The organism is Nocardia sp. NPDC056100, from assembly GCF_042266325.1.
Taxonomy (GTDB): domain Bacteria; phylum Actinomycetota; class Actinomycetes; order Mycobacteriales; family Mycobacteriaceae; genus Nocardia.
Genome location: NZ_JBHJVY010000007.1, coordinates 405,903 through 428,045 on the forward strand (window position 1 = coordinate 405,903; position 22,143 = coordinate 428,045).

Consider the following 22,143-nt stretch of genomic DNA (forward strand, 5'->3'; position numbering starts at 1 on the left):
GCCAAGATCGAGGCATGGAAGGAATCAGCTCACGGGAGATCTACTCGAATCGATGGATGACGCTGCGCGAGGACGTCGTTCGGCATGACAACGGGCAGCAGGGGATCTACTCGCATATCGACAAGGGCGATTTCGCGCTCATCATCCCGTTCGACGGTGCGCGGTTCCATCTGGTGGAGCAGTTCAGATATCCACTGCGACAGCGCTGCTGGGAGTTTCCGGGCGGTTCGGTGCCCGATGCGAGCGGCTTCGATCCGATCGCGGTGGCGCGCCAGGAACTGCGCGAGGAGACGGGATTGCGGGCCGAGAAGCTGGAATTCCTCGGCAGATTCGCGGCCGCGCCCGCGACCGCCAACCACTACGGCCACGTGGTGCTCGCCACCGGATTGACCGAGGGCGAGCACGAACGCGAGGCGACCGAACAGGATATGCGCGCGGCCTGGTTCACCCGCGATGAGCTGGAATCGATGATCGCCGAGAACGTGATCGTCGATTCGCACTGCATGGCGGCCTATCTGCTGCTCTTACTGCATGAGCGCAAGGACGCTACGCCGACTCCCCCGCGTGCTTGATCAGGCCGTTGACGACCTCCGGGAAATCCGCGGTGATCTGCGGGCCGATCTCGGGGCCCGCGGTGTCGGCGGCGGGGCCGGTGATCTCGGTGCGGTAGGTGACGCGGGTGCGGCCGTCGCCGAGGTCGGTGAGCCGGTGTTCGGTGCGGACCTCGATATCCTCGTCGACGAAGACGTCGGACCAGAGCTCGCCGTCGATGATCTCGACGAACCGCAGCTCCACGGTGTCACCCTCCGGCGAGGTCATCCGGAATGTGGTGCCGACCGCGAAAGGCCCGTCCAATTCGAAGCTTTCGATGCCCGGATTCCATTCCGGCCACCGATTCGGGTCCGACCAGCTGCGCCACAGCGCCGCCGCGTCCACCGTGGTCTCGGCGCTGAATTCGTACTCCCACATGGTGATCTCCCGTGCTCGGAACCGCTTCGAGCGGGACAGTATCCGTTTTGCGGTGTACACGCCGATTCTCCAGCGTGGCGATTCGGCACGAATCCTCGCTTTGCGCTTATAAGATGCACTGATAGTTCCTGTGCATGACCAAAATGGTGGTCTCGAACCACCGGCGTACAGCGCTGCGCCCTGGATGAGCGAGGTTGGAACGTCATGAGCGGCAAGCAAATCCGTAATCGCACGGCCGGGATCCTCACCGGTCTGGCCTCGGCGAGTCTCGCCCTGTCGGGTACCGCCCAGGCCGAACCGCTATGGCCCGGCGGCCCCGATGTCCCCGGCGTCCCCGCCATTATTCAACCGCCGGCCCCCGCGCCGGTGGTCGCGCCCTGCACCACCGCGGGCGCCCGCGTCTGCATGAGCCTGTCCGAGAACGAGGCCTGGCTCATGGAGAACGGCAAGGTCATCTACGGCCCGACCCCCATTTCGCACGGCCGCCCGGGATTCGAGACTCCCCCCGGCGTCTTCCACGTGGCGTCCAAGAAGGAATACCACTGGTCGACCATGCACAATGCCGAGATGAAGTGGGCCGTGTTCTTCAACGGTGATATCGCCACCCATATCGGCCCGATCGAAGAGAAGTCGCACGGATGCATCCGGATGACTCCCGAGGGCGCGGAAACCCTGTACCGCTGGGTTTCCAATGGCGACATCATCGAGGTCGTCCGCTAGTTTCGGCTCTACCGGGCACCCATGGCGGCAGTTCCGCCATGGGTGCCTTTTTCGATTACCAAGGCAGTCGGCCGTATTCGACATCCGAACCCCACAGAAAGCCCCAGAGCTGGCCCGACGGGCCATCCGCCGGGAGGGTCGCCAGGTACACAGACGGTTCCGCGCCCTGTGCCGCGGACCGGAAACCGGTGTTGTGGTTCAGATCGGTGGCGCAGTAGCCCGGGTTGGCGGCATTGACCTTGATGGGGGTCTCCCACAGTTCCTTGGCGTACATGGCGGTGACCATATTCAGCGCCGTTTTGGAGGACGGGTACGGAATGGAGGCCATCTGCCACATCGGGCCCTCGGGATTCAGCATCATGTCCAGCGAGCCGACCTCGCTGGAGACATTCACGATGCGCGCGGCCTCGGCCCGGCGCAGCAGCGGGAGCAGCGCGTTGATGACCGCGACGACGCCGAACACATTGGTGTCGTAGACGCGTCGCAGATTCGCGAGCGAGGTGGAGGACGGTTTCCCGTCCCGGTCCATACCGCCGGTGATCCCGGCATTGTTGATCAGGATGTCCAGGCTGCCGAATTCGGAATCGATCCATTCGGCGGCGCGGGCGATGGAGTCCTCGTCGGTGACGTCGAGCTGAACGAAATGCGCTTGTGCGCCTTCGGCTTTCAACGCGTCCGCGGCGGCTTGGCCGAGATCCTTATCGCGAGCCCCGAGTAGAACGGTGATACCGCGAGCTGCGAGCTGGCGGGCGGTTTCGAATCCGATGCCCTTATTGGCTCCGGTGATGAGTGCTGTGGTCATGAACCAAGCATCGTGCCGCGACGGTGGCGGCGGGAGGACCAAGTTGTACCACCCAGCGCGGCCCGCGAAGGAGGACACTCGGGACTATGGCGGATCGAAGCGCACTGGCCGAATTCCTGCGGACGCGGCGGAATCGCCTGCGGCCCAGCGATGTCGGCCTGCCCGACGGCCTGAACCGGCGCGCGGCCGGACTGCGCCGCCAGGAGGTCGCGCAATTGGCGGGGATCTCGGTGGACTACTACATCCGCATGGAGCAGGCGCGCGGGGCGAAACCGTCCCGGCAGGTGCTCTCCGCGCTGGCGCGGGCGCTCATGCTGACCGTCGATGAGCGCGAGTACATGTTCCGGCTGGCCGGGGAGCATCCGCCGATCAGCGGCGGCCCCAATCGCACTGTGCCGCAGTCGGTCCGGATCCTGCTCGATACGCTCGGCTCCCCCGCGTACGTGGTCGACGCCACCTACGAGATCCTGGCCTGGAATCGCTGCGCGAAACCGTTCATAGGCGATCTGGACGACCATCCCGATCATGAGCGCAATATGGTGCGCTGGATGTTCCTGCAGGCCGGGGACCATCCGCAATGGTCGGACGAGTCCACCCGGCGCTTCGCCCGCTCCACCGTCGCGGATCTGCGCGCCGCCTACGCGCGGTATCCCGGCAATCCGGCGCTGGCCCGGCTGGTCACCGAATTGCTCGGTACCGCACCGCGTTTCGCCGATATGTGGAACTCACACGATGTCGAGGTGCGGCGCGGGCACAACAAGAGCATCGATCACCCCGACCTGGGGCTGCTCGAATTCGAATGCCAGGTCCTGCACGTCTCCGATACCGATCAGCGGATCATCGTCTACTGCGCCACCCCCGGCACCCGCACCGCCGCCGTATTCCGCGCTCTCGCAACGGAATCCCGCCCCAGTCAGTGACTCAGGGAGTAGAGGTCAGATAGCGCTGGATGGTGGGGCCGATATCGGCGATGAGCTGGTCGGGGGTGAGCGCCAGCACCGGAGGGATGCGCAGGACGTAGCGGCATAGGGCGATGCCCAGCATCTGGGTGACGATCAGCCCGGCCCGGCGGGGCGCGTCGGCGGGCTCGCCGAGGCGCAGTACGGCGGGCATGACCTGTTCGGCGAAGATCTGCCGCACCCGTTCGGCGACGGAGTCATCGGTGACCGCCGAGCGCAGCAGGGTGAGCATGACCTCGTTGCCCGGCGGCACCTCCCAGATCTCCAGGAACCGGCGCACCAGCAGCTCTCCGAGCGAATCCTCGGGCACCGCCGCGAGATCCGGGAGTTCCAGGCGCACGTCCACGGCGGCGGCGAACAGGCCCTCCTTACTGCCGTAGTAGCGCATGACCATGGACGGGTCGATGCCCGCGTCGGCGGCGATGGCGCGAATGGTGGCCTTGCGGACGCCGTCCTCGGCGAACCTGCGGCGCGCGGCGTCCAGGATGGCGGCGCGGGTGGCGTCGGAGCGGCGCGGGGCGGGTGCTGCGGTCATGCCAACAACTGTAGGCCAACAGTCGTTGGCGCACACGATCGGACCGGTCGGTGCGGTCAACATTTGTTGGCCAACAAGTGTTGACGTACCCGCGACCGGGGCATATCGTTCTAGTCAACAGATGTTGGCCAACAAATGTTGGCAAGATCGAGGAGTCGATATGAACACCATTCCCGCCACCACCACGGTCGCCATCGTCGGCGCCGGCCCGGCCGGTCTCACCGCGGGCATCGCACTCGCCGACGCGGGCGTGGATGTGGTCCTGCTGGATCGGCTCGCCGAGGGCGCGAACACCTCCCGCGCGGCCGTCGTGCACGCCCGCACCCTCGAGGTACTGGAGCGCTTCGGCATCACCGATGAGATGCGCGAACGCGGAATCGTGGTGCCGCACTTCGTCATGCGCGACGGTGAGCGCGCCATTGTCGAGATCTCCTTCGACAAACTGCCTTCGGCGTACCCGTACACGCTCATGCTCGGGCAGGAGACCACCGAGGCAATCCTGTTGGCGCGCTTGGAGAAAGCGGGCGGCAGCGTGCATCGCCCCTACGAGGTCACCGGCCTCACCCAGGACGAGAACGGCGCGACCCTGACCTACACGGGTCCGGACGGCGCGGGCTCGCTGCACGCGGACTACGTGATCGGCGCGGACGGTATGCACAGTAAGGTCCGTGACGCCGTGGGCATCGCCTTCACCGGGGCGAGCTATCCGGAATCGTTCGTACTGGCCGATGTTCGGATGACCTGGCCGGACGCCCGCGACCAAGTGGCGCTGCACCTGTCCCCCGAGGGCGTCACCGTCATCGCACCGCTGCCCGATGAGACCGGCGATCGCTATCGCGTCGTCGCCACCCTCGCCGACGCACCCGAGAAGCCGGATCTGCAAGACATCCAGGCGATCCTGACCGCCCGCCGCCCGGCCTCGAATGTCCAGGTGCACGAGGTGCTGTGGAGCTCACGCTTCCGCGTGCACCACCGCGTCGCCGAGCAGTACCGCGCCAATCGCGTCTTCCTCGCGGGTGATGCCGCGCACGTGCACAGCCCGGCGGGCGGTCAGGGCATGAACACCGGCATCCAGGACGCCGCGTTCCTCGGTGATGTGCTGGCCCGCACCGTGCACGGCGAGCCGAAGCTGCTGGACACCTACGAGCAGACCCGCCGCCCCGTGGCGCTGCGCGTCGTGTCCTTCACCGATCGGGTGACCCGCATGGCGACCCTGCGTCCGGCTCCCGCCCGGCACCTGCGAAACCTGTTGCTCAGCACGGTGACCCGCATCCCGGCGGTACGCCGCACGCTGGCCTTCCGCATCGCCGAACTCGACAACCGCTGACCGATGCGCCTCCCCGGGACGCACCGTCGCGTGGATTCAGGCCACCGAGACCAGGGCTTCGCGAGCATCCATGAGCGCGAAGCCCAGCAGGTTCTCCCCGCGCCAGGTGGAAGGGTGTGCGGCGGCGGGGTTTTCGGCACCCAGGCCGATGCCCCAGATGGTGTCGCGCGGCGCGGCTTCCACCAGAATCTTGTCGCCGGTGGCGATGAGGAAATCCCGCAGGGGCTCGTGCTGCCCGAATTTGGCGATACTGCCGCGCATGACGATATCGAAGCGGTGCGCCACCCAGGTGTCCTGATCGAATCCGCGTACCTCGCGACCCAGCCGTTTGGCATCGGCGGGCGTGGCGCTGTTCAGCACCTTGGCGCGGATCTCCTCATCACCGAACAGCCGGGCCTTCTCGCCCATCATGAAATGTTCGGCGCTGCCGTAGGTCTGGCCGTCGACGGTGAATTCCACCGGCCACCACTGGCTGAGCACCCACTTGCCGATCTCGTGCCCCGGGGTGCGGGTATGCCCCCAGAAGTAGAGAAACTCGGGTATGGCCCCGTCCGCCATCTCAGCTGTCAGCTGCGCCCTGTCCACAAAACCCGACCCTAGCCGACCCCCGCGACACAATCCGATGCATTATTCGCCACACCGCCCGACCCGCCGCTATACCGCGCCGCATCGCGAACACGCTCGTCATCTCCGGACCGCAGACACCACGCCCGTCATCCCGGCGCGTTTTCGGCCGGGATCCACACCGTCTCAATATGACAGCGCGCGTAGGCGATCCATGACCGCGGCGGGCGGATGATCTTCCACCCGGTAGCGCGGCGGATCGAAACCCGGGGCCGGAGTGAGGGATACGTGGGCGGCGACATCCTCCCAGGCGACCCGGAAGACCTCGCCGGTCATGGTGACCAGGCAGACGAAGTGCGCGTGCGGCAGCAGGGTGGGGACGCCGTCGGTCCACGGTGTCATGGTGTGTTCGGTGCCGTCGGGCGCGCGCACATGCATGACCTCGCTGACGGCCTCCTCGCGATAGCGGTCCGCGCGCAGGTATTCGGTTTGAATGCGATACGCGTGCGCGGCCAGCTGCGCTTCCGCGCTGCGCAGCGCAGACCACGCCGGATGCCCCTGCGGCACCTGGAGCGGCACCAGATCGCCCTCGGCGTCCACGGTGTACGGCAGCGGGGTGAGCGGGCGTAGCGCCTCGTCGTATTTGTTCGCGGCCATCTCCAGGAAGGCCGGGAGCTGCTCATCGGAGGGGTCCAGCACCACGAACATGCCGAGGTGCCCGGGCATCAGCACGATCGGCCGGGTGCCGGTGCGGGTCGCGACCCCGGCCAGCCACCCCGCCACCAGCGGTAGCGAGCCGACATAGCTCTCACCGTCGTCATCGGCGAATTCCAGTACCCGGGTAGTGGTGGTGGGTTCGAACGCGGCGAGCGTATTCATCGCCAGCCCGGCCATATTCACATGCGCCGCGCGGAATACCTGTTCGGCGTCAACACCCCAGCGCTCCAGATCGAGCGTATTGACGAAGTGCATGGTGGCGGGCATATCGATCACGACCAACTCGATCAGATACGGCAGCGCGGGCCGCCACACCATCACGTCCCGACCCTCGAACCCCTCCAATTCGATGCGGGAACGCTCGGACCCGCGCAGTACCGGGCGCAAGCGCCCCGCCACCGCATCCCAGGTGTCGGGCGCGCTCTCGGTGAGGTACTCCCCCATCAAATCGTCGACGCGGCGTTGACGTTCGGCGTCCGGCTGCCCCTGACAGCGTTTGTACAACGTATCCAGCATCAACTTGCCGTGCCCGGATTCACGGAAGCGGAAACGCACTTCGAAAGCCGCGGCGTCGAACTCGGCGGAATCGATGCCCTCGTAGCCGAGGACTTGCGCAAGCACCTTCTCCCCGAACCGATTTCGCGCCGACCCGAACACCCCTCCCAGAAAACTCATGTTCCGGACTATACGGAGCGGGACCGACAATCGGTCCAGCTCGCGACGCCGCGACACGCCGCTCCGTAGCCGAGCATTCGCGGACCGGTCCGGCACAGTTCAGCTGATGTTGAGCTAGCTGATGAAAGGTCGGCCACATGGCTATACATCTCTCGCGGCGCACCCTACTGCGCACCTCGGCCGCCGGACTGATCGTCGCTCCGGCGCTCGCGGCGTGCTCGTCGAATGATGGTCCCGCCCTGGTCAAGCAGCGACCGAAGCTGACGCACGGGGTGGCGGTCGGTGACCCCCGCTCGGACGGCGCACTCATCTGGGCGCGCTCGGATCAGCCCGCCAAGCTCATCGTGGAGACCGCTGCCACCGAATCCTTCAAGGACGCAAAGCGTTTCGAAGGCCCCATGCTGACCCCCGATACCGACGGCACCGGCCGGGTGCGGGTGAACGGCCTGCCCGCCGGACAGCAGGTGCACTATCGCGTCACCCTCGAGGGCGATGCCACCTCCGAACCCGTCACCGGCGTTTTCCGCACCGTGCCGACCGGTGCCTCGGATATCAAACTGCTGTGGTCCGGCGATGTGGTCGGCCAGGGTTACGGCATCAATCCCGACCTCGGCGGAATGAAGATCTTCTCCGCCATGGCCGCGCGCGATCCGCATTTGTTCATCCATTCCGGCGATTCCATCTACGCGGACGGCCCGCTCAAGGAATCGGTGACGCTGCCGGACGGCCGGATCTGGCGCAATACCGTCTCCGAGGCGAAAAGCGCTGTGGCGCAGACCCTGGATCAGTTCCGCGGTAATTTCGCCTACAACTTCACCGACGAGAACTATCGCCGCTTCAATTCCTCGGTGGCGCAGATCGTGCAGTGGGACGACCACGAGACGGTCAACAACTGGTATCCGGGCGGACAGGTCGGCCCGACCAAGGGGTACACAGAACGCAGTATGGATGTGCTCGCCACCCGGTCCTGGCAGGCATTTCACGAGTGGATGCCGGTGGAGCCCAAGGAGGCCGTGGACGGGCGGCTGTATCGCAAGATCTCCTACGGACCGCTGCTGGATGTCTTCGTACTGGATATGCGCACGTACAAGGACACCAATGACGAGAACCGCTCGCCCGACGGCAAGATTTTCGGCGCGGCCCAAACCCAATGGCTCATCGGCGCTTTGAAGGATTCCAAGGCGACCTGGAAAATCGTCGCCAACGACCTGCCGCTCGGAGTGGTCGTGAAAGATGGTGAACAGCCCGATCGCACCGCTTTCGAGGGTCCGGCGAACAATGATCCGGGCGCGCCCTCGGGGCGTGAGACCGAGATCGCCAAGGTGCTCTCATCCATCAAGGCCAACAAGGTTTCCGGCGTCGTCTGGCTCACCGCGGATGTGCATTACACCGCCGCGCACCACTATTCGCCCGAGCGCGCCGCGTTCCAGGACTTCGACGAATTCTGGGAATTCGTCTCCGGGCCGTTGAACGCCGGTGCGTTCGGCCCGAACCCCCTGGACGGAACCTTCGGTCCGGAAGCCGTTTTCGTGCACGCTCCCCCGGTGCAGAACGCCTCCCCGCTGGACGGCGCCTACCAGCATTTCGGCGAGGTCAGCATTGACGGCAAGTCCCGCGAACTCACAGTGAATCTGTGCGACGCGACCGGAAACGTGCTGTTCACACAGCGTCTCACGCCCGCACACTGAGACGGCGGTCCAAGTACGAGCAGGACGGGCTCGACTATGGTTAGCTGTAGCGCCATGAGCACGTCCTTCTCCACCCTCCCGGCCGAGTTCCTGCCGCGCGACACCGCGGATGTGGTTCGTACCGTTCGGGATTCGCGCAAATCGACGAAACCGCTGATCATCCGCGGTGGGGAGCGACCGGACGAAGAGCTCGCACTGCCCGAACAGGGCACCGTGCTCTCGCTGCGCAAGATGAACCGGGTCCAGGTCGTGGACGCCGACGCCCGCACCGTACGGGTGCAGGCGGGCGCGCGCCTGTCCGATATCGACCGCACCCTGGGCGCACACGGTTTGGGCCTGCCCATCGTCGGCGACCACCGGGATATCACCGCGGGCGGTTTCGCGGCGGTCGGCGGGCTCAGCGCCGCCTCGCATCGCTTCGGCATGTTCAGCGATAACGTCGTCGAGGTCGAATACGTCGATCAGGACGGGCGTTTCGGCACCTGCGGGCGCAATCACCACACCGAGCGCTTCCATCGGATCCTGGGCGGCGGCGGGCGCACCGGCATCATCACCGCGCTCACCCTCGGGGTGACCGAGGTGGACAAGGACCGCACCTGGCTCACCACGGACGCGCATCGCTTCCTGGACTTCGACACCTTCGTGGAGCAGGCGTACAAGGAGATTCAGTCACCCGGTGAGGCCATGCTCCAGGTCGGGCGCTGGGTGGATACCGCACCGCTGAAGGTGGCGCGGCCGGTCGGCACCGGCACCGTACAGCTCGGCACGGTGCGCTTCGGGCAGTGGTCGAGCCTGCATCCGACCGCGCCGAACCTGTCGCTGCGCGCGCGGCGCGAGGTCGGCTCGCGCGCTCGAAAGTCGCTGGGCGCCATCGCCGCATCGGCGGGCGGGCGCGCCGGTATGCCGGTGCGTAATGCCGCCGCGGGTGCGCTCATGTTCGCTCCGAAGGTGCTGACGCTGCGCGATGCGGAGTACCTGGCCGATACGGTCATCAGTTCCTCCGAACGTGGTTCGGCATACCGCATCTCGGTGTTCGCGCCGATGTCGACCTACCCCAGGGTCTTCCACAAGCTGCACGATCTGTTCTCCGGACATCGTGAGCAAACCGGTTGCTTCACCGTGATTTCCGCGCTCACCTACGGGGTGCGCTCGCACTACCTGCGCGAACTCGATAACGAAGATCATGGCTTCATCACCTTCACCTGCCGGTTGCGCCCGGCCGCGCTGCCCTCGGAACTGTTGCGGGACATCGTGTCCTCGATCGATGAAATCTGCCTGGCCGAACGCGCCCGGCGTTATGACCCGACCGATTAGAATGTGTTCCGCCGCACCGCCAGCAATCGGCTAGCAGCCGGGTGGTGCGGACGGTATCGGTACTGTCGGCGGGGTATCGGTGCATGGTTCGGCTCATTCATGACTGAAGGTTGCCTGTCCATGATGGAATTCCGCACTGCTCGCCGTCCGCGTCCCGCCGTCGATTCGATCGCGGGCAAACGCATCGTGATCACCGACGCCTGCTCCGAAATAGGCCGGGCCACAGCGCGATTACTCGCCTCCCACGGCGCAGAGGTGCTCCTCGTCGCGCGCCGCGGGAGTCAACTGGCCGCCGACTGCGCCGATATCATCGAGGCCGGTGGGCGCGCGCACTGGAATCGCTGCGATCTGTCAGCACTCGGTGATGTGGATCAGCTGGTCGAATGGCTGGTCACCGATTTCGACAGCATCGATGTGCTGATCAATAACGCGGGCCGCCCATCCCGCCGCCCGGTCCTGCAATCGCTGGATCGCTTCAGCGATTACCAGCGCACCATGGCCGCCAACTACTTCGGCCCGCTCCGGCTGACCCTCGGCCTGCTGCCCGCCATGCTCGCGGGCGGTTCCGGTCATGTGGTGAATGTCGGCCCCTGGAGCCTGACCACCGGCGCCGCACCGAATTTCGCGTCCTATGCCAGCTCGCAGGCGGCCTGGACCACCTTCGGGCAGTGCGCCGACGCCGAACTCTCCCCGCGCGGGATTCACGTCACCGCCGTGCACTATCCGGCCTTCCGCATCGACGCCACCGCGCCGACCTACTTCACCGAACAGCCGGTGCTGGACGCGAGCGAGGCGGCGCACTGGATAGAAACCGCCATCCGCACCCGGCCCGCCCAGCTCCAACCCCGTTTCCCCCGCGCCCTTTTGGGCCTCGCGGGCATGTCACCCCGCACCACCCGGTTGAAACACGCCCTCGGCATCTGAGCCAGCTCCACTCGATGAGGGGAGACGGGGTGCCGGGCAGTACGGCACCCCGCCTTTCAGCCCACCCGCAGGGACCGCTCGAACTCCTTGCGGCGCACCGTCGCGACATATTCGGCGACGGCGGCGCGACTGTGTTCCAGCGCTGCGATGCGCGCGGTCATGCGGTCGTACTCCTGTTCCAGGGTCGCCAGCATCTCCGGGGTGGGATTCTCGAAATGGATATCGCGCGGCGCTTTCAAGCACGGCAGGATCTGCTTGATGATCCGCACCGGCAGCCCCGCCGCGAGCAAGCCCCGAATCTGCACGACGCGATCGACATTCGCCTCGTCATAGCTGCGATAACCGTTCGCGCACCGATCCGAGGCGATCAAACCCTGCTCCTCGTAATACCGCAGCAGACGGGGCGGTGTTTCGGTACGCCGCGACAGTTCTCCGATTCGCATATGTCCCACTCCGATTCGCGTAGGGCTTGACTCTCACACCGGTGTCAGAGTTTCAGGATGCCGGTATGAGCAACAACGAGAACATCGCGCAGCGTCCCGTCGACGATCTGATCGGCAAAGTAGCGCTGGTGACCGGGGGCAGCCGCGGCATCGGGGCGGCGATCGCCGAACGGCTCGCCGCCGACGGCGCGTACATCGCACTCACCTATGTCGAGGCCGCCGATCAGGCCACTGCGGTCGCCAAGCGGATCGAGGCGACCGGCGGCCGGGCGGTGACCATTCGGGCCGACCTGACTCAACCCGAGGCCGCCGCGCGAGCGGTGGAACAGACCGTGCGGGAGCTGGGTGGGATAGACATTCTGGTGAACAACGCGGGCTTCCTCACCTACGGACCGCTGGCGGAGGTGTCGGCCGAGGAGCTGGATCGCGTGCTGGCCGTCGATATCCGCTCGGTGTTCCTGGCCGCCCAGGCCGCCGCACGGCAGATGTCCGCGGGCGGGCGGATCATCAGCATCGGGTCCTGCTTCAACGGGCGCGTGCCCGGTCCGGCCTTCGTGCTGCAGGCCACCGCGAAATCCGCGCTCATCGGGCTGACCAAAGGTCTTGCCCGCGAACTCGGTCCGCGCGGCATCACCGCCACCATCGTGGATCCGGGTCCGATCGACACCGATATGAATCCGGCGGACGGTGATACCGCCGATTTCCAGCGCTCGCTCACCGCACTCGGGCATTACGGGCAGGCCGAGGACATCGCCTCGGCCGTGGCCTATTTGGCGGGGCCCGGCGGCCGGTACATCACCGGCACCGCGCTCGCCGTGGACGGCGGTTACACCGCCTGAGGTACGACGTGCCCGGCCGCGCCAACCAGCGGGACCGGGCACGTTCCGCCGATCTCCGGGTTCGCGAAGAATCTGTAGGCTCGCGAAGGAAGTGCCCGGCCGCGCCTGCCCGGCAGATCCGCGCGCCGTCCATTCAGTCGACCGGCCGGAGGTATCTCCTTGTCCAGCACAGTGATCCGGTCGCGGTCCGCGGGCGTCTCCGGTCATCTTCTGGTCGCGCTCGTGGCCCTGGCTGTGGCGCTGAGCCTGGCGCTGGTCATCGCGCCGCGTACGCTCGCGGCGAGTGGCTCGGCGGATTTCTCCGATGAGAATGCCCTGCGGGATGCGTTTCGGAAGGCGTTTGCCGAGTACTGGGCGTCCGGGTCCGGGGATTTTCCGGCGAGCCTGCAACATACTGTCGACTATTGGTTCCGGTATCATATTGCCAAGGCCGTGATCGCCGGGCTGCTGCTGATAGTGCTTGTCGCGCTGGCAGTTCTGGTTTGGAAGGCATTTCTGCGGGCCGCCGAGCTCGGCGCCGGAATCAATGCCGCGCTCGCCACCGCCGGAACGTTCGTGACCCTGCTGGCGCTCTTCGCGTTGCTGACCGTGATGGCGAATATCCAAGGCGTGGCAGCGCCTTTCGCATCGTTGCTGCCCATGCTGCCGGTCGGTGACTCCGGCGGCGATCTCGCGCCCACCCTGAATCAGATCCGGCAGGACCTGGCCGAGGACCAGATCACTCCCGCCCTGCGCGTGATGATCGACGACTTCGGCAGATATCACGCCGCCATGGCCGTGATCGCCGCGACCACGGGCGTCATCGCAATCGTGGCGAGCGCATTGTGCTGGCGCGCTTTCGCCCGAACAACCGGGTCCGACAAACGAACCCGGCGCACCCTGGCCGTATTCGCCACGCTCGCAACCGTGTTATCACTGGCCGCCATCACCATCGCGGTGGTCAACACGGCCACAGCCGCGGACTCCCCACCCGCCCTGACCGCCTTCTTCGACGGCGGCTGGTGATCCCCTCACCCGTTCCCGTACACCCGATCCGGAATCACCAGCACCACCGCGCGCCGATCCTCGGCCATCACCCGGTCGTACTCATCCCAATCATCATGTGTCCCACCGGCCGCGGTGAACACCTCCCGCAGCAACACCCGCAACCGCTCCCCATCGATCCCCACCACCGGATCATCCGGCCCCGCAATCCACACATTCCCCTCAACCGTGCGCCACTCCCACCCCACCCGAACCACCACCGACATCCGCGGCCGCACCCGCAAATTCGCCAACTTCCGAGTCCCACCCCGCAAAACCATCCCCACCACCGGCTCACCACTATCCGGATGCGCCAACACCCCCGCATTGATCAGCGAAGACTGGATGGTCCCATCCGCCCGCAACGTCGAAACCACACACAACCCATGATCACCGGCAATCAGCCGCGCGAATTCAGCGAGATCGGTCACTCCCGAAGTCTACGGACTCCGGACCTCAACAGCCGGATTCGGCGGTGGTGCTCGAACGCCCGATTCGAGTTACGCGGCAGGCGGATTTGGCGAGAGCGCGGGCTGCGTCATCGGTGAGGCTGACGACCAGCGCATCGGCCAGGGCTCGGCCGAGGATCGGTCGGATGATGAGTCTCGACGCGACCTGCCCACCGGAGTTGGGGATGAAAGAGCAGGTGAGAGTGGTAGATCCATTCCCTGGCATCTCCACGACACCCGTGCAGTCCGGTCGAGGGATGACTGAGTCATTGATGGTGAGAACGAATTGATAGGAGACAAAAATATTGTCCACCGGGGGTGTGGAGCGGGGGGTGATCCCGGGGATGGTGACGTCGAGCAAGCCACGCGCGGAGCTGGTAAGCGTTGCGATCGCAGCGCAGGTCGGCGCGCAGGACATGTCCCAACTGCCCACGGAGGTAACCTTCGTATCCTTCTGAGAGGCGACATCGAGGGCGGACACGGTCGGCCGGAGGTCGGTGTAGAAGCGCGACACCTCATCGGACGTCATTACCGCGACGCGAATGTCGAAGCTCGCGTCCACAATTCGGTCGACCCGACCCGCGTGCACGTAGGTCGTTACTGTCCCGCTGGTGATCGGTGTGGAATCGTGCCCGTCTATGCTGGTCACCCGGCCGGGCCGTACCGACTGACCGTATTCCGCGGCTGAGCCCAGGAACATGCCGAGCGAATCCGGTGTCAGAGTCACGGACAGGTCCATACCGTAGAACATGGACGGCTGCTCCAATTGCTGACCGTCCGCGATGGTCGCGCCGTCCTCGGTGAATCCGTAGGTCAGCCATGCGTCACGACTACCCTGCACGAAAGTCTTTGTGCCGATTCGCAGATAGTTCAGCTTCCGGCCGGGCGCGATTTCCACAGTCCCCGACATATCGCCGACGTTCGTGACACGCAGATCTATACCCGCGCTCTTACCACCGGGCCCGTTCAGCACCCCGGTGTAGTGCGCGCCGGGCGCATTGATCAAATCCAGCTGTGCCGTCCGTAAGTCCGCACGCGCGGCGTCCTCGGGCGACACATGAACACGAGCGAAAACCGCCAACGCCAATACCGCGGAACCACCAAGTAGCGCCACAATCAGCAGGATCCAGCGCTTCCCGCGGCGCGGGGCCGCCGCGACCTCAATCGTGGTATCGCCCACCGGCTCCGCCGCGGCAGTCTCGGCCGTCATCCCCACCCCATCGAACACACACTCACGCGCTGTAGACGCGAGGACTATACGGCCCGCCGCGTAACCCCGGCAAACCAAACAAGCCAGTCTGATCGACGCTTGCGCCTCACCGCCCGGTGCGGGAGATCAGTTCAGTGGCCAGGGCTCGGTATTGTTCGGCGCCTTGGGATTTGGGGGCCCAGGTGGTTACCGGTTCGCCGGCGAGGGTGGCGTCGGGGAAGCGGACGGTACGGGAGATCTGGGTGTCGTAGACGCGGTCGCCGAAGACTTCTTTGACTCGGGTGAGGACCTGGCGGGAGTGCAGGAGGCGGCCGTCGAACATGGTGACGACGATGCCGGATAGGTGTAGGCGGGGGTTGAGGCGGTCGCGGACTTTTTCCATGGTGTCGGTGAGCAGGGCCAGGCCGCGCAGGGCGAAGTATTCCGGTTCCATGGGGATGATGACGCCGTCGGCGCAGGCCAGGGCGTTGACGGTGAGCAGGCTCAGCGACGGCTGGCAGTCGATGAGGATGTAGTCGTAGCGGTCGCGGATGGGGTCCAGGACGCGGGCCAGGCATTGTTCGCGGCCGACCTCGTTGACGAGCTGGATTTCCGCGGCGGAGAGGTCGATATTGCTCGGGAGCAGGTGCATGTTCTCGACGCCGGTCTTCATCAGCACCTCGTCGACCGAGGGCGCGTTCCGGCTGAGCAGGTCGTAGATGGTCAGCTCGAGGTCGTTGACGTACACGCCCAACCCGGCCGACAGCGCGCCCTGCGGATCGAGATCGACCAGCAGCACGCGCAGTCCGGTCTCGGCGAGCGCCGCTCCTAGATTGATGGTCGAGGTCGTCTTCCCGACCCCACCCTTCTGGTTGCACAGGGCCACGATCTGCGCTTCAGAGGTTGCCAACATGTTGCCAGGCTAGCCCCGCAGGCTCCGGACCCGGCGCTGCGACGCGTGAGTGTTTACTCACGAAATACCGCCCGCACCGGCCGAGTACGCGGACAACGCGAAGCGCCCCACCGGAATCCGGTGGGGCGCTTCGTAGTTCGACTCGATACCGCCGAATCAGTGCTTTTCGGGGCCGAGGTGGTACTCGAACACCAGACCGCCCGCGGCGACCAGGATGCAGACCACGCCGACGCCGATCAGCCAGTACTGGAAGAAGGCGAAGCCCAGGGCGGTGATGGAACCCGCGCCCGCGAGCAGGATGGGCCAGAACGAACCGGGCGAGAAGAAGCCCAGGTCGCCTGCGCCGTCCACGATTTCGGCCTCTTCGTAGTCTTCCGGACGCAGGTCCAGTCGACGGGCGACGAAGCGGAAGTAGGTGCCGACGATCAGCGCCAGACCCGCCGTCAGCACGATCGCGGTGGTGCCGGCCCATTCGACGCCGGTGCGCGACTGGGCGGTGAAGTAGGCGTAGACGACGCCCACGATCGCGAAAAAGACCGCGAGCAGTTCGAAGATGCGAGCTTCGACCTTCATGTCAGTTCATCCCTCACTTGACTTCGGAGGCGAGTTCGTTGCCACGCGCATCGCGCTTGGTGTTGAACGGCTTGGTGGTCGTCGCCAGCGGCGACTGCCCGATGGACTCCAGCGCCGCCGCGTTGGTCTTGCCATCCTTGCGCGCATCCAGGTACTTCTGGAAGTTCTCCGGCGAAACCGCGCGAACCTCGAAGTTCATCATGGAGTGGAAGGTGCCGCACATCTCGGCGCAACGGCCGACGAACGCGCCTTCCTTCTCGATCTTGGTGATCTGGAAGATGTTGTCCGAGTTGTTCTGCTTCGGGTTCGGCATGACGTCCCGCTTGAACAGGAACTCCGGCACCCAGAAGGAGTGGATGACATCCGCCGCGGCCAGCTGGAACTCGATGTTCTTACCGGTCGGCAGGACCAGGACCGGGATCTCGTTCGAGGTGCCGACGGTCTCGATCTTGTCGTAGTTCAGGTACGAGATGTCATTCGCGGGCAGACCGTTGTTCGGGCCGGGTTGCGGGTGACCGTCCTCGGTGCGCTCCGCGTACTCGTCCTTGATCTGCTGGTTCATGTCCTGACGGACGTGATCGACACCGTCGTACACCGGAGCACCGCCCTTGAGGTCGACCTTCTGGTAGCCGAACTTCCAATTCCACTGGAACGCGGTCACATCGACCACGACATCCGGATCGGAGACCTTCTCGTGCACGTAGTTCTGCACCACCACGGTGAAGTAGAACAGCACCGCGATGATCACGAACGGAGCCGCCGTGTAGCTCAGCTCCAGCGGCACGTTGTAACCGGTCTGCCGCGGGAACTCCGGGGAGTCCGCCTTCTTGCGGTGGAACGCGATCGTCCAGAAGGTCAGACCCCACACGATCACACCCATCACCAGAGCGGCGATGACGGACCAAGTCCACAGCTCGCGCATCCGGGTGGCCTGCGGCGTGACGCCCGAGGGCCAACCGAATCGAAGCCACGGGTTGTCGATCGAGCATCCGGAGACGAGCATCGCGGTCATCCCCAAGGACACCGCCAGCCCGGCCCGTCGAAGGATGCGGCCCCGCCGACCCTGGGCGGGTCGTGCCCCTATCGCTTCGCTCGCCTTGTGCGCCACGCTCAACGCCTTCCTGGTCGTCTATTCGACTGGCATCGCCCGGGCTCCCTACCGCCGGGCGACACAACTACAGCACGCTGGGAACCTCTGAGACCGTTCGCGCGCAACGCAGGATCGGCCCCGGGAGTTCCCGAGTACTACGCAGCGTAGACCAAACCGGGCACACCATTGTGATGGGGTCGGCTTCGACACTCCGAGAACCTCATAACCCGTGGATACGGCCTCTGGCGGCGCGATCAACGCGCGTGCGGCATACTCGGACAGTACGTTTCGCGTATCGACGCGTGACTCTCCTTTACTCCGGAAACGAGGTTCTGCCCGCAGTGTGTGGACTGCTCGGATTTCTGACGGCTCAGACGGCGACCACCCCGGATGGGCGGACGGTCGAGACCACGGCGGCGCAGGTGTACGAGGCGCTGCACTGCCAGCGGCATCGCGGCCCCGATGAGAAGGGCACCTGGAACGACGATCGCATGATCTTCGGCTTCAATCGCCTGTCCATCATCGATATCGAGCATTCGCATCAGCCGCTGCGCTGGGGCCCGCCGGAGAACAGGGAGCGATACGCGCTCACCTTCAACGGCGAGATCTACAACTACCTCGAACTGCGCGAGGAGTTGAAGGCCGCGCACCAGGCCGAATTCGGCGATGAGCCGATGTTCGCGACCGAGGGCGACTCCGAGGCGATCGTCGCGGCCTTCCACTACTGGGGAGCCGAGGCCGCCAAACGCCTGCGCGGCATGTTCGCCTTCGCCATCTGGGATACCGAGACCGGCAAACTGTTCATCGCGCGCGACCCGTTCGGCATCAAGCCGCTGTTCCTGGCCACCGGGCCGGGCGGCACCGCGTTCGCGAGTGAGAAGAAGAGCCTGCTGGAACTGCTTCCGGCGCTGGAGCTTTCCGACGACCTCGATCCGCGCGCGCTCGAGCACTACACGGTGCTGCAGTACGTGCCCGAGCCCGAGACGCTGCACAAGAACATCCGCCGCCTCGAATCCGGTTGCTACGCCTGGATCGAACCGGGCCAGAAGCCGCGCTTCACCCGCTACTTCAATCCGCAGTTCCGGGTGCGGCCGTTCGGTGCCGCGAACACCCGGTACAAGGAGATCGCGGCGGCGCTGGAGGATTCGGTCGCCAAGCATATGCGCGCCGATGTGACCGTCGGCTCGTTCCTGTCCGGCGGTATCGACTCCACCGCCATCGCGGCGCTGGCGATTCGGCACAACCCGAATCTGCTGACCTTCACCTCCGCGTTCGAGCGCGAGGGGTACTCCGAGGCCGATGTGGCCGCCGAGACCGCCGCCGCGATCGGCGCGAAGCATTTCATTCGCATGGTGACGCCGGAGGATTTCGCCAACGCCATCCCCGAGATCGTCTGGTACCTGGACGAACCCGTCGCCGATCCGGCGCTGGTGCCGCTGTACTTCGTCGCCAAGGAAGCCCGCAAGCACGTCAAGGTGGTGCTGTCCGGCGAAGGCGCGGACGAACTGTTCGGCGGGTACACTATTTACCGGGAACCGCTCTCGCTCAAGCCGTTCGAGTATCTGCCCAAGAGCGTGCGCAAGCTCGCTGGCCTGCTGTCGGACCGCATTCCGGAGGGCACCCGCGGTAAGAGCCTGCTGCATCGCGGCTCGCTCAAGCTGGAGGACCGCTACTACGGCAATGCCCGCAGCTTCAATGACGCCCAATTGCGTTCGGTACTGCGGGAATTCCGCCCGGAGTGGACGCATCAGGATGTCACCGGCCCCATCTACGGTGTGCAGGACCGCGCCATGGATCCGGTCGCGCGCATGCAGCATCTGGACCTGTTCACCTGGTTGCGCGGCGATATCCTGGTCAAGGCCGACAAGATGACCATGGCCAATTCGCTCGAATTGCGGGTCCCCTTCCTCGATTCCGAGGTCTTCAAGGTCGCCGAGCAGATCCCGTTCGAACAGAAGATCACCAAGGAGACCACCAAATACGCGCTGCGCCAGGCACTGGAGGGCATCGTCCCGCCGCATGTGCTGCACCGCGCGAAGCTGGGTTTCCCGGTGCCGCTGCGGCATTGGCTGCGCGGTCCGGAACTGTTCGACTGGGCGCGTCAGCAGATCGCCGACTCCGGCACCGATCATCTGCTGAACAAGCCCGCGATCCTGGCCATGCTGGAGGCGCACCGCACCGGGCCGATCGACCATTCGCGGCGACTGTGGACGCTGCTGGTGTTCATGGTGTGGCACGGCATCTTCGTCGAGGACCGCATCAAGCCGGAGATCCAGGAGCCGGTGTACCCGGTCAGCCTCTGAGCCGACGGGGCAGGCGCTCACCCGGTGAGCTTCTGCCCCACCCGGATTCCGTACGCCTGGATCTTGCGATAGAGCGAGGACCGGGCGATCCCGACCAGCACCGCGGCATCACGCCGATTCCCGCCGGTCTGCATGAGCGCCCGCACGATGGCGCTGCGCTCGGCCGCCTCGATGGGCGTGAGCCTGCGACCGCCGGAAACGAAACAGGTCTCGGGCAGATCCTCTGCCCGCAAATCCCCCACCGGCCGCCGAGTCAGCGCCGTACGCAACGCTTCTCGCAGTTCCGCGATATTTCCAGGCCAATCGTGGCCGAGCAGCACCCGCAAGGTGGCGGGGGTGCACGCCACCGTCCGGCGCGGAGCGAGCACGCCGAGCAGATGCGAAACCAGTTGCGGCAGATCATCGATGCGATGTCGCAGCGGGGGGACACTGACCGAGATGTCGAAATGTCGCAGGACGGAATCCAATTGAGCGTGTGGATCCCGGCCACAAGCACGCCGGGATGACGGGGTTGAGTCCTCGGCGACCTTGTCCGAAACCGCGTGCGCGCATTCGGTGTTCGTGTGCGCCATGGTGGCGGCCAGCCAGCCGTGTTCACCGCGTTCGTCGAGGATGCGATCGAGATCGTCGTAGTCGCCGGGGAATTCGTCGAGGTGGGCCAGGACCAGGGTGGGCAGGCGGGTGGCCTCGAGGCCCTTCAGGACCTGGGCGACCGGGTCGGTGCGGCAGTCGATGACGACCAGGGGGCGGGTGGGGAAGGCGCGGCGGTGGGCGGCGGTGAGCAAAGCCAGTTTGCCGCTGCCGGATTCGCCGGTGAGCACCACGGGTGCGGCGGTGTGCGCCGCGTCGACCACCTCGCCGGTGACGCGACGCCAGGCGGCGGAATCACCCGGGATCTCGGGCATGCCAACCGATTTCACCGGGGCACGGCGGGCGCTCGGCTCCGGCGCGGTGAGATCGACCCGCAGCACCACGCCCGCGATATCCGCGCCGACGGTCACGGTTTCCGGTCGCACCCGGGCGGAACGGCCCGAGGGCATCTCGACGTCGAGCACCATGCTGTCGCGCAATCCGCTGAGCCCGGAGGCGATTTCGCGTATGTACGCCTTCTCCTGCGGCAGTAGTTGCTGATTGGCGCGGGTATCGCTCATGAACACGTCACCGCCGAGGGAGACCACCGGCCCGCGCGCGGTGCGGCTGACCCGCAGGAAATGTTCGAGCACCGCCTGCTGATGTACGGATCCGCTGGCGCGCAGCTCGATTTCGATATTCCGCGCCGCCTGCTGGGCGAGCGAATGCATGAACGGACTGGCGTCGGTGGCCAGACAGCTCAGATCGAGCACGCCCTGCACCAGCCCGGTCAGCGGATCCCGGATCGGCGCGCCCGCGCAGGCGAAGACGGTGATGTTCTCCGCGAAATGCTCATGGCCGGTAATGAATACGGCTTTACCCGAGGCCAGCGCGGTGCCGACCCCATTGGTGCCGACCTCGCCCTCGCTGTAATTGAAGCCGGGCGCGAAGAACACGGTGTCGAACCGCCCGCCCAGCAGTCGCTGATTGTCGCGCCGCAGCAGCACGCGCGAATTGCGGTCGGTGAGCGCGATACTCACCGGTAGATCGCTCAATTCCAGTTCGAGGCGGTCGATTACGGGCAGTGCGCACTGGACGAACCGGCTCTGTAGATCGAGATCGCCCACGTAGCCACGATCCAGCACATTCGACAGATCGCTGACGCCCGCCTCGACCGATCGCCGCCAGGATGCCGACACCAGACCGGACACCCCGTCCACGGGGAGATCGCCCGAGCTGAGGAAGCTTTCGCGCGCACGCACGACCGGGATGCTGTGGCCGGCCAGACTCACGGGTGCCCCTCTCGCCGTAGTTTGCTGCCTTCCACCTTCAAGTGTCCCAAAGTGGGACATCGTATCCGGGTGATTCCACCTGAAACTGATGACACCAACGACTGTGACCACAGCCGCTGACGGATACGTGCCCCATTCGGCTGTGGCACCTGTTGGAGTGCCCGCCCGCCCCGGCCATCGGTGCCAGTGTTGTCACCCGTGACCTACCGCCCAAGGTTCGCGTCAGGGTCGGGGCTGGTGGTGCGGCGCTGATTGAAGACAGCGC

General features: G+C 65.8%; 22 protein-coding genes. 10 read left to right on the plus strand and 12 right to left on the minus strand.

Annotated features, from left to right (window positions below):
- The first annotated feature begins 14 nt into the window (after positions 1–14).
- Positions 15–572 carry an NUDIX domain-containing protein gene (locus ACFC0O_RS43480; RefSeq protein WP_375968159.1) on the plus strand — a complete coding sequence of 186 codons (558 nt, stop codon included), beginning with the start codon at positions 15–17 and terminating at the stop codon, positions 570–572.
- Here ACFC0O_RS43480 and ACFC0O_RS43485 read toward each other — a convergent pair.
- A complete protein-coding gene (locus ACFC0O_RS43485; protein ID WP_375968160.1) occupies positions 547–969 on the minus strand; it encodes an SRPBCC family protein in 423 nt (140 codons plus the stop codon). The genes ACFC0O_RS43480 and ACFC0O_RS43485 overlap by 26 nt on opposite strands.
- 204 nt (positions 970–1,173) lie before the next feature.
- On the opposite strand from ACFC0O_RS43485, the gene ACFC0O_RS43490 reads away from it, so the two are divergent.
- Positions 1,174–1,689 (plus strand): L,D-transpeptidase, encoded by a 516-nt coding sequence (locus ACFC0O_RS43490; protein WP_364643941.1) that lies wholly within the window; start codon positions 1,174–1,176, stop codon positions 1,687–1,689.
- Positions 1,690–1,744: 55 nt separating this feature from the next.
- Here the strand turns inward: ACFC0O_RS43490 and ACFC0O_RS43495 are convergent, their stop codons facing one another.
- Complete coding sequence (locus tag ACFC0O_RS43495; RefSeq protein ID WP_375968161.1) at positions 1,745–2,491, minus strand: SDR family oxidoreductase; 747 nt, start codon at positions 2,489–2,491, stop codon at positions 1,745–1,747.
- Between the two features lie 86 nt (positions 2,492–2,577).
- Between ACFC0O_RS43495 and ACFC0O_RS43500 the strand changes: the two genes are divergently transcribed.
- Positions 2,578–3,411, plus strand: coding sequence for a helix-turn-helix transcriptional regulator (locus ACFC0O_RS43500; protein ID WP_375968162.1), 834 nt, complete (start codon positions 2,578–2,580; stop codon positions 3,409–3,411).
- Between the two features lies 1 nt (position 3,412).
- On the opposite strand, the gene ACFC0O_RS43505 is transcribed toward ACFC0O_RS43500, so the two are convergent.
- Entirely contained in the window at positions 3,413–3,985 is a 573-nt protein-coding gene (locus tag ACFC0O_RS43505; RefSeq protein WP_375968163.1) for a TetR family transcriptional regulator, read from the minus strand.
- A gap of 160 nt (positions 3,986–4,145) precedes the next feature.
- Here ACFC0O_RS43505 and ACFC0O_RS43510 point away from each other — a divergent pair, with 160 nt between their 5' ends.
- Positions 4,146–5,312: an FAD-dependent oxidoreductase gene (locus tag ACFC0O_RS43510; RefSeq protein ID WP_375968164.1), complete on the plus strand. Its 1,167-nt coding sequence runs from the start codon at positions 4,146–4,148 to the stop codon at positions 5,310–5,312.
- Between the two features lie 36 nt (positions 5,313–5,348).
- Here ACFC0O_RS43510 and ACFC0O_RS43515 read toward each other — a convergent pair whose 3' ends face one another.
- Positions 5,349–5,897, minus strand: coding sequence for an NADAR family protein (locus ACFC0O_RS43515; protein ID WP_375968165.1), 549 nt, complete (start codon positions 5,895–5,897; stop codon positions 5,349–5,351).
- Positions 5,898–6,062: 165 nt separating this feature from the next.
- Entirely contained in the window at positions 6,063–7,268 is a 1,206-nt protein-coding gene (locus tag ACFC0O_RS43520) for a hypothetical protein (RefSeq protein ID WP_375968166.1), read from the minus strand.
- 137 nt (positions 7,269–7,405) lie between these two features.
- On the opposite strand from ACFC0O_RS43520, the gene ACFC0O_RS43525 reads away from it, so the two are divergent.
- From ACFC0O_RS43525 to ACFC0O_RS43535, 3 genes are all read left to right on the plus strand, one after another.
- Positions 7,406–8,956 carry an alkaline phosphatase D family protein gene (locus ACFC0O_RS43525; protein WP_375968167.1) on the plus strand — a complete coding sequence of 517 codons (1,551 nt, stop codon included), beginning with the start codon at positions 7,406–7,408 and terminating at the stop codon, positions 8,954–8,956.
- Positions 8,957–9,010: 54 nt separating this feature from the next.
- Positions 9,011–10,270 carry an FAD-dependent oxidoreductase gene (locus ACFC0O_RS43530; RefSeq protein WP_375968168.1) on the plus strand — a complete coding sequence of 420 codons (1,260 nt, stop codon included), beginning with the start codon at positions 9,011–9,013 and terminating at the stop codon, positions 10,268–10,270.
- Positions 10,271–10,369: 99 nt separating this feature from the next.
- Positions 10,370–11,194, plus strand: coding sequence for an SDR family NAD(P)-dependent oxidoreductase (locus ACFC0O_RS43535; protein ID WP_375968169.1), 825 nt, complete (start codon positions 10,370–10,372; stop codon positions 11,192–11,194).
- Between the two features lie 56 nt (positions 11,195–11,250).
- On the opposite strand, the gene ACFC0O_RS43540 is transcribed toward ACFC0O_RS43535, so the two are convergent.
- Positions 11,251–11,637, minus strand: coding sequence for a MerR family transcriptional regulator (locus ACFC0O_RS43540; protein WP_375968170.1), 387 nt, complete (start codon positions 11,635–11,637; stop codon positions 11,251–11,253).
- A 65-nt stretch (positions 11,638–11,702) separates the two neighbouring features.
- Between ACFC0O_RS43540 and ACFC0O_RS43545 the strand changes: the two genes are divergently transcribed.
- Together ACFC0O_RS43545 and ACFC0O_RS43550 are read left to right on the plus strand one after the other, a co-directional pair.
- Positions 11,703–12,476, plus strand: a complete 774-nt coding sequence (locus tag ACFC0O_RS43545) for a 3-oxoacyl-ACP reductase family protein (protein ID WP_375968171.1) — start codon at positions 11,703–11,705, stop codon at positions 12,474–12,476.
- Between the two features lie 159 nt (positions 12,477–12,635).
- Entirely contained in the window at positions 12,636–13,481 is an 846-nt protein-coding gene (locus tag ACFC0O_RS43550; RefSeq protein ID WP_375968172.1) for a hypothetical protein, read from the plus strand.
- A 5-nt stretch (positions 13,482–13,486) separates the two neighbouring features.
- Here the strand turns inward: ACFC0O_RS43550 and ACFC0O_RS43555 are convergent, their stop codons facing one another.
- The 5 genes from ACFC0O_RS43555 to ACFC0O_RS43575 all read right to left on the minus strand — a co-directional run bounded on the left by ACFC0O_RS43555 (position 13,487) and on the right by ACFC0O_RS43575 (position 17,635).
- Entirely contained in the window at positions 13,487–13,930 is a 444-nt protein-coding gene (locus tag ACFC0O_RS43555; RefSeq protein WP_375968173.1) for a pyridoxamine 5'-phosphate oxidase, read from the minus strand.
- Positions 13,931–13,955: 25 nt separating this feature from the next.
- Positions 13,956–15,158, minus strand: coding sequence for a hypothetical protein (locus tag ACFC0O_RS43560; RefSeq protein WP_375968174.1), 1,203 nt, complete (start codon positions 15,156–15,158; stop codon positions 13,956–13,958).
- 106 nt (positions 15,159–15,264) lie between these two features.
- On the minus strand, positions 15,265–16,050 hold the full coding sequence (locus tag ACFC0O_RS43565) for a ParA family protein (protein ID WP_375968175.1): 786 nt from the start codon (positions 16,048–16,050) through the stop codon (positions 15,265–15,267).
- Positions 16,051–16,206: 156 nt separating this feature from the next.
- A complete protein-coding gene (locus ACFC0O_RS43570; RefSeq protein ID WP_364643981.1) occupies positions 16,207–16,623 on the minus strand; it encodes a cytochrome c oxidase subunit 4 in 417 nt (138 codons plus the stop codon).
- A 13-nt stretch (positions 16,624–16,636) separates the two neighbouring features.
- Entirely contained in the window at positions 16,637–17,635 is a 999-nt protein-coding gene (locus tag ACFC0O_RS43575; RefSeq protein ID WP_375968176.1) for a cytochrome c oxidase subunit II, read from the minus strand.
- A 419-nt stretch (positions 17,636–18,054) separates the two neighbouring features.
- Here ACFC0O_RS43575 and asnB point away from each other — a divergent pair, with 419 nt between their 5' ends.
- Positions 18,055–20,016: an asparagine synthase (glutamine-hydrolyzing) gene (gene asnB, locus ACFC0O_RS43580; RefSeq protein WP_364643987.1), complete on the plus strand. Its 1,962-nt coding sequence runs from the start codon at positions 18,055–18,057 to the stop codon at positions 20,014–20,016.
- Between the two features lie 17 nt (positions 20,017–20,033).
- Here asnB and ACFC0O_RS43585 read toward each other — a convergent pair whose 3' ends face one another.
- The gene (locus ACFC0O_RS43585) at positions 20,034–21,878 is read right to left on the minus strand and encodes a sigma-54-dependent Fis family transcriptional regulator (protein ID WP_375968177.1); all 1,845 of its coding nucleotides are present in this window, start codon (positions 21,876–21,878) and stop codon (positions 20,034–20,036) included.
- Positions 21,879–22,143 lie beyond the last annotated feature (265 nt).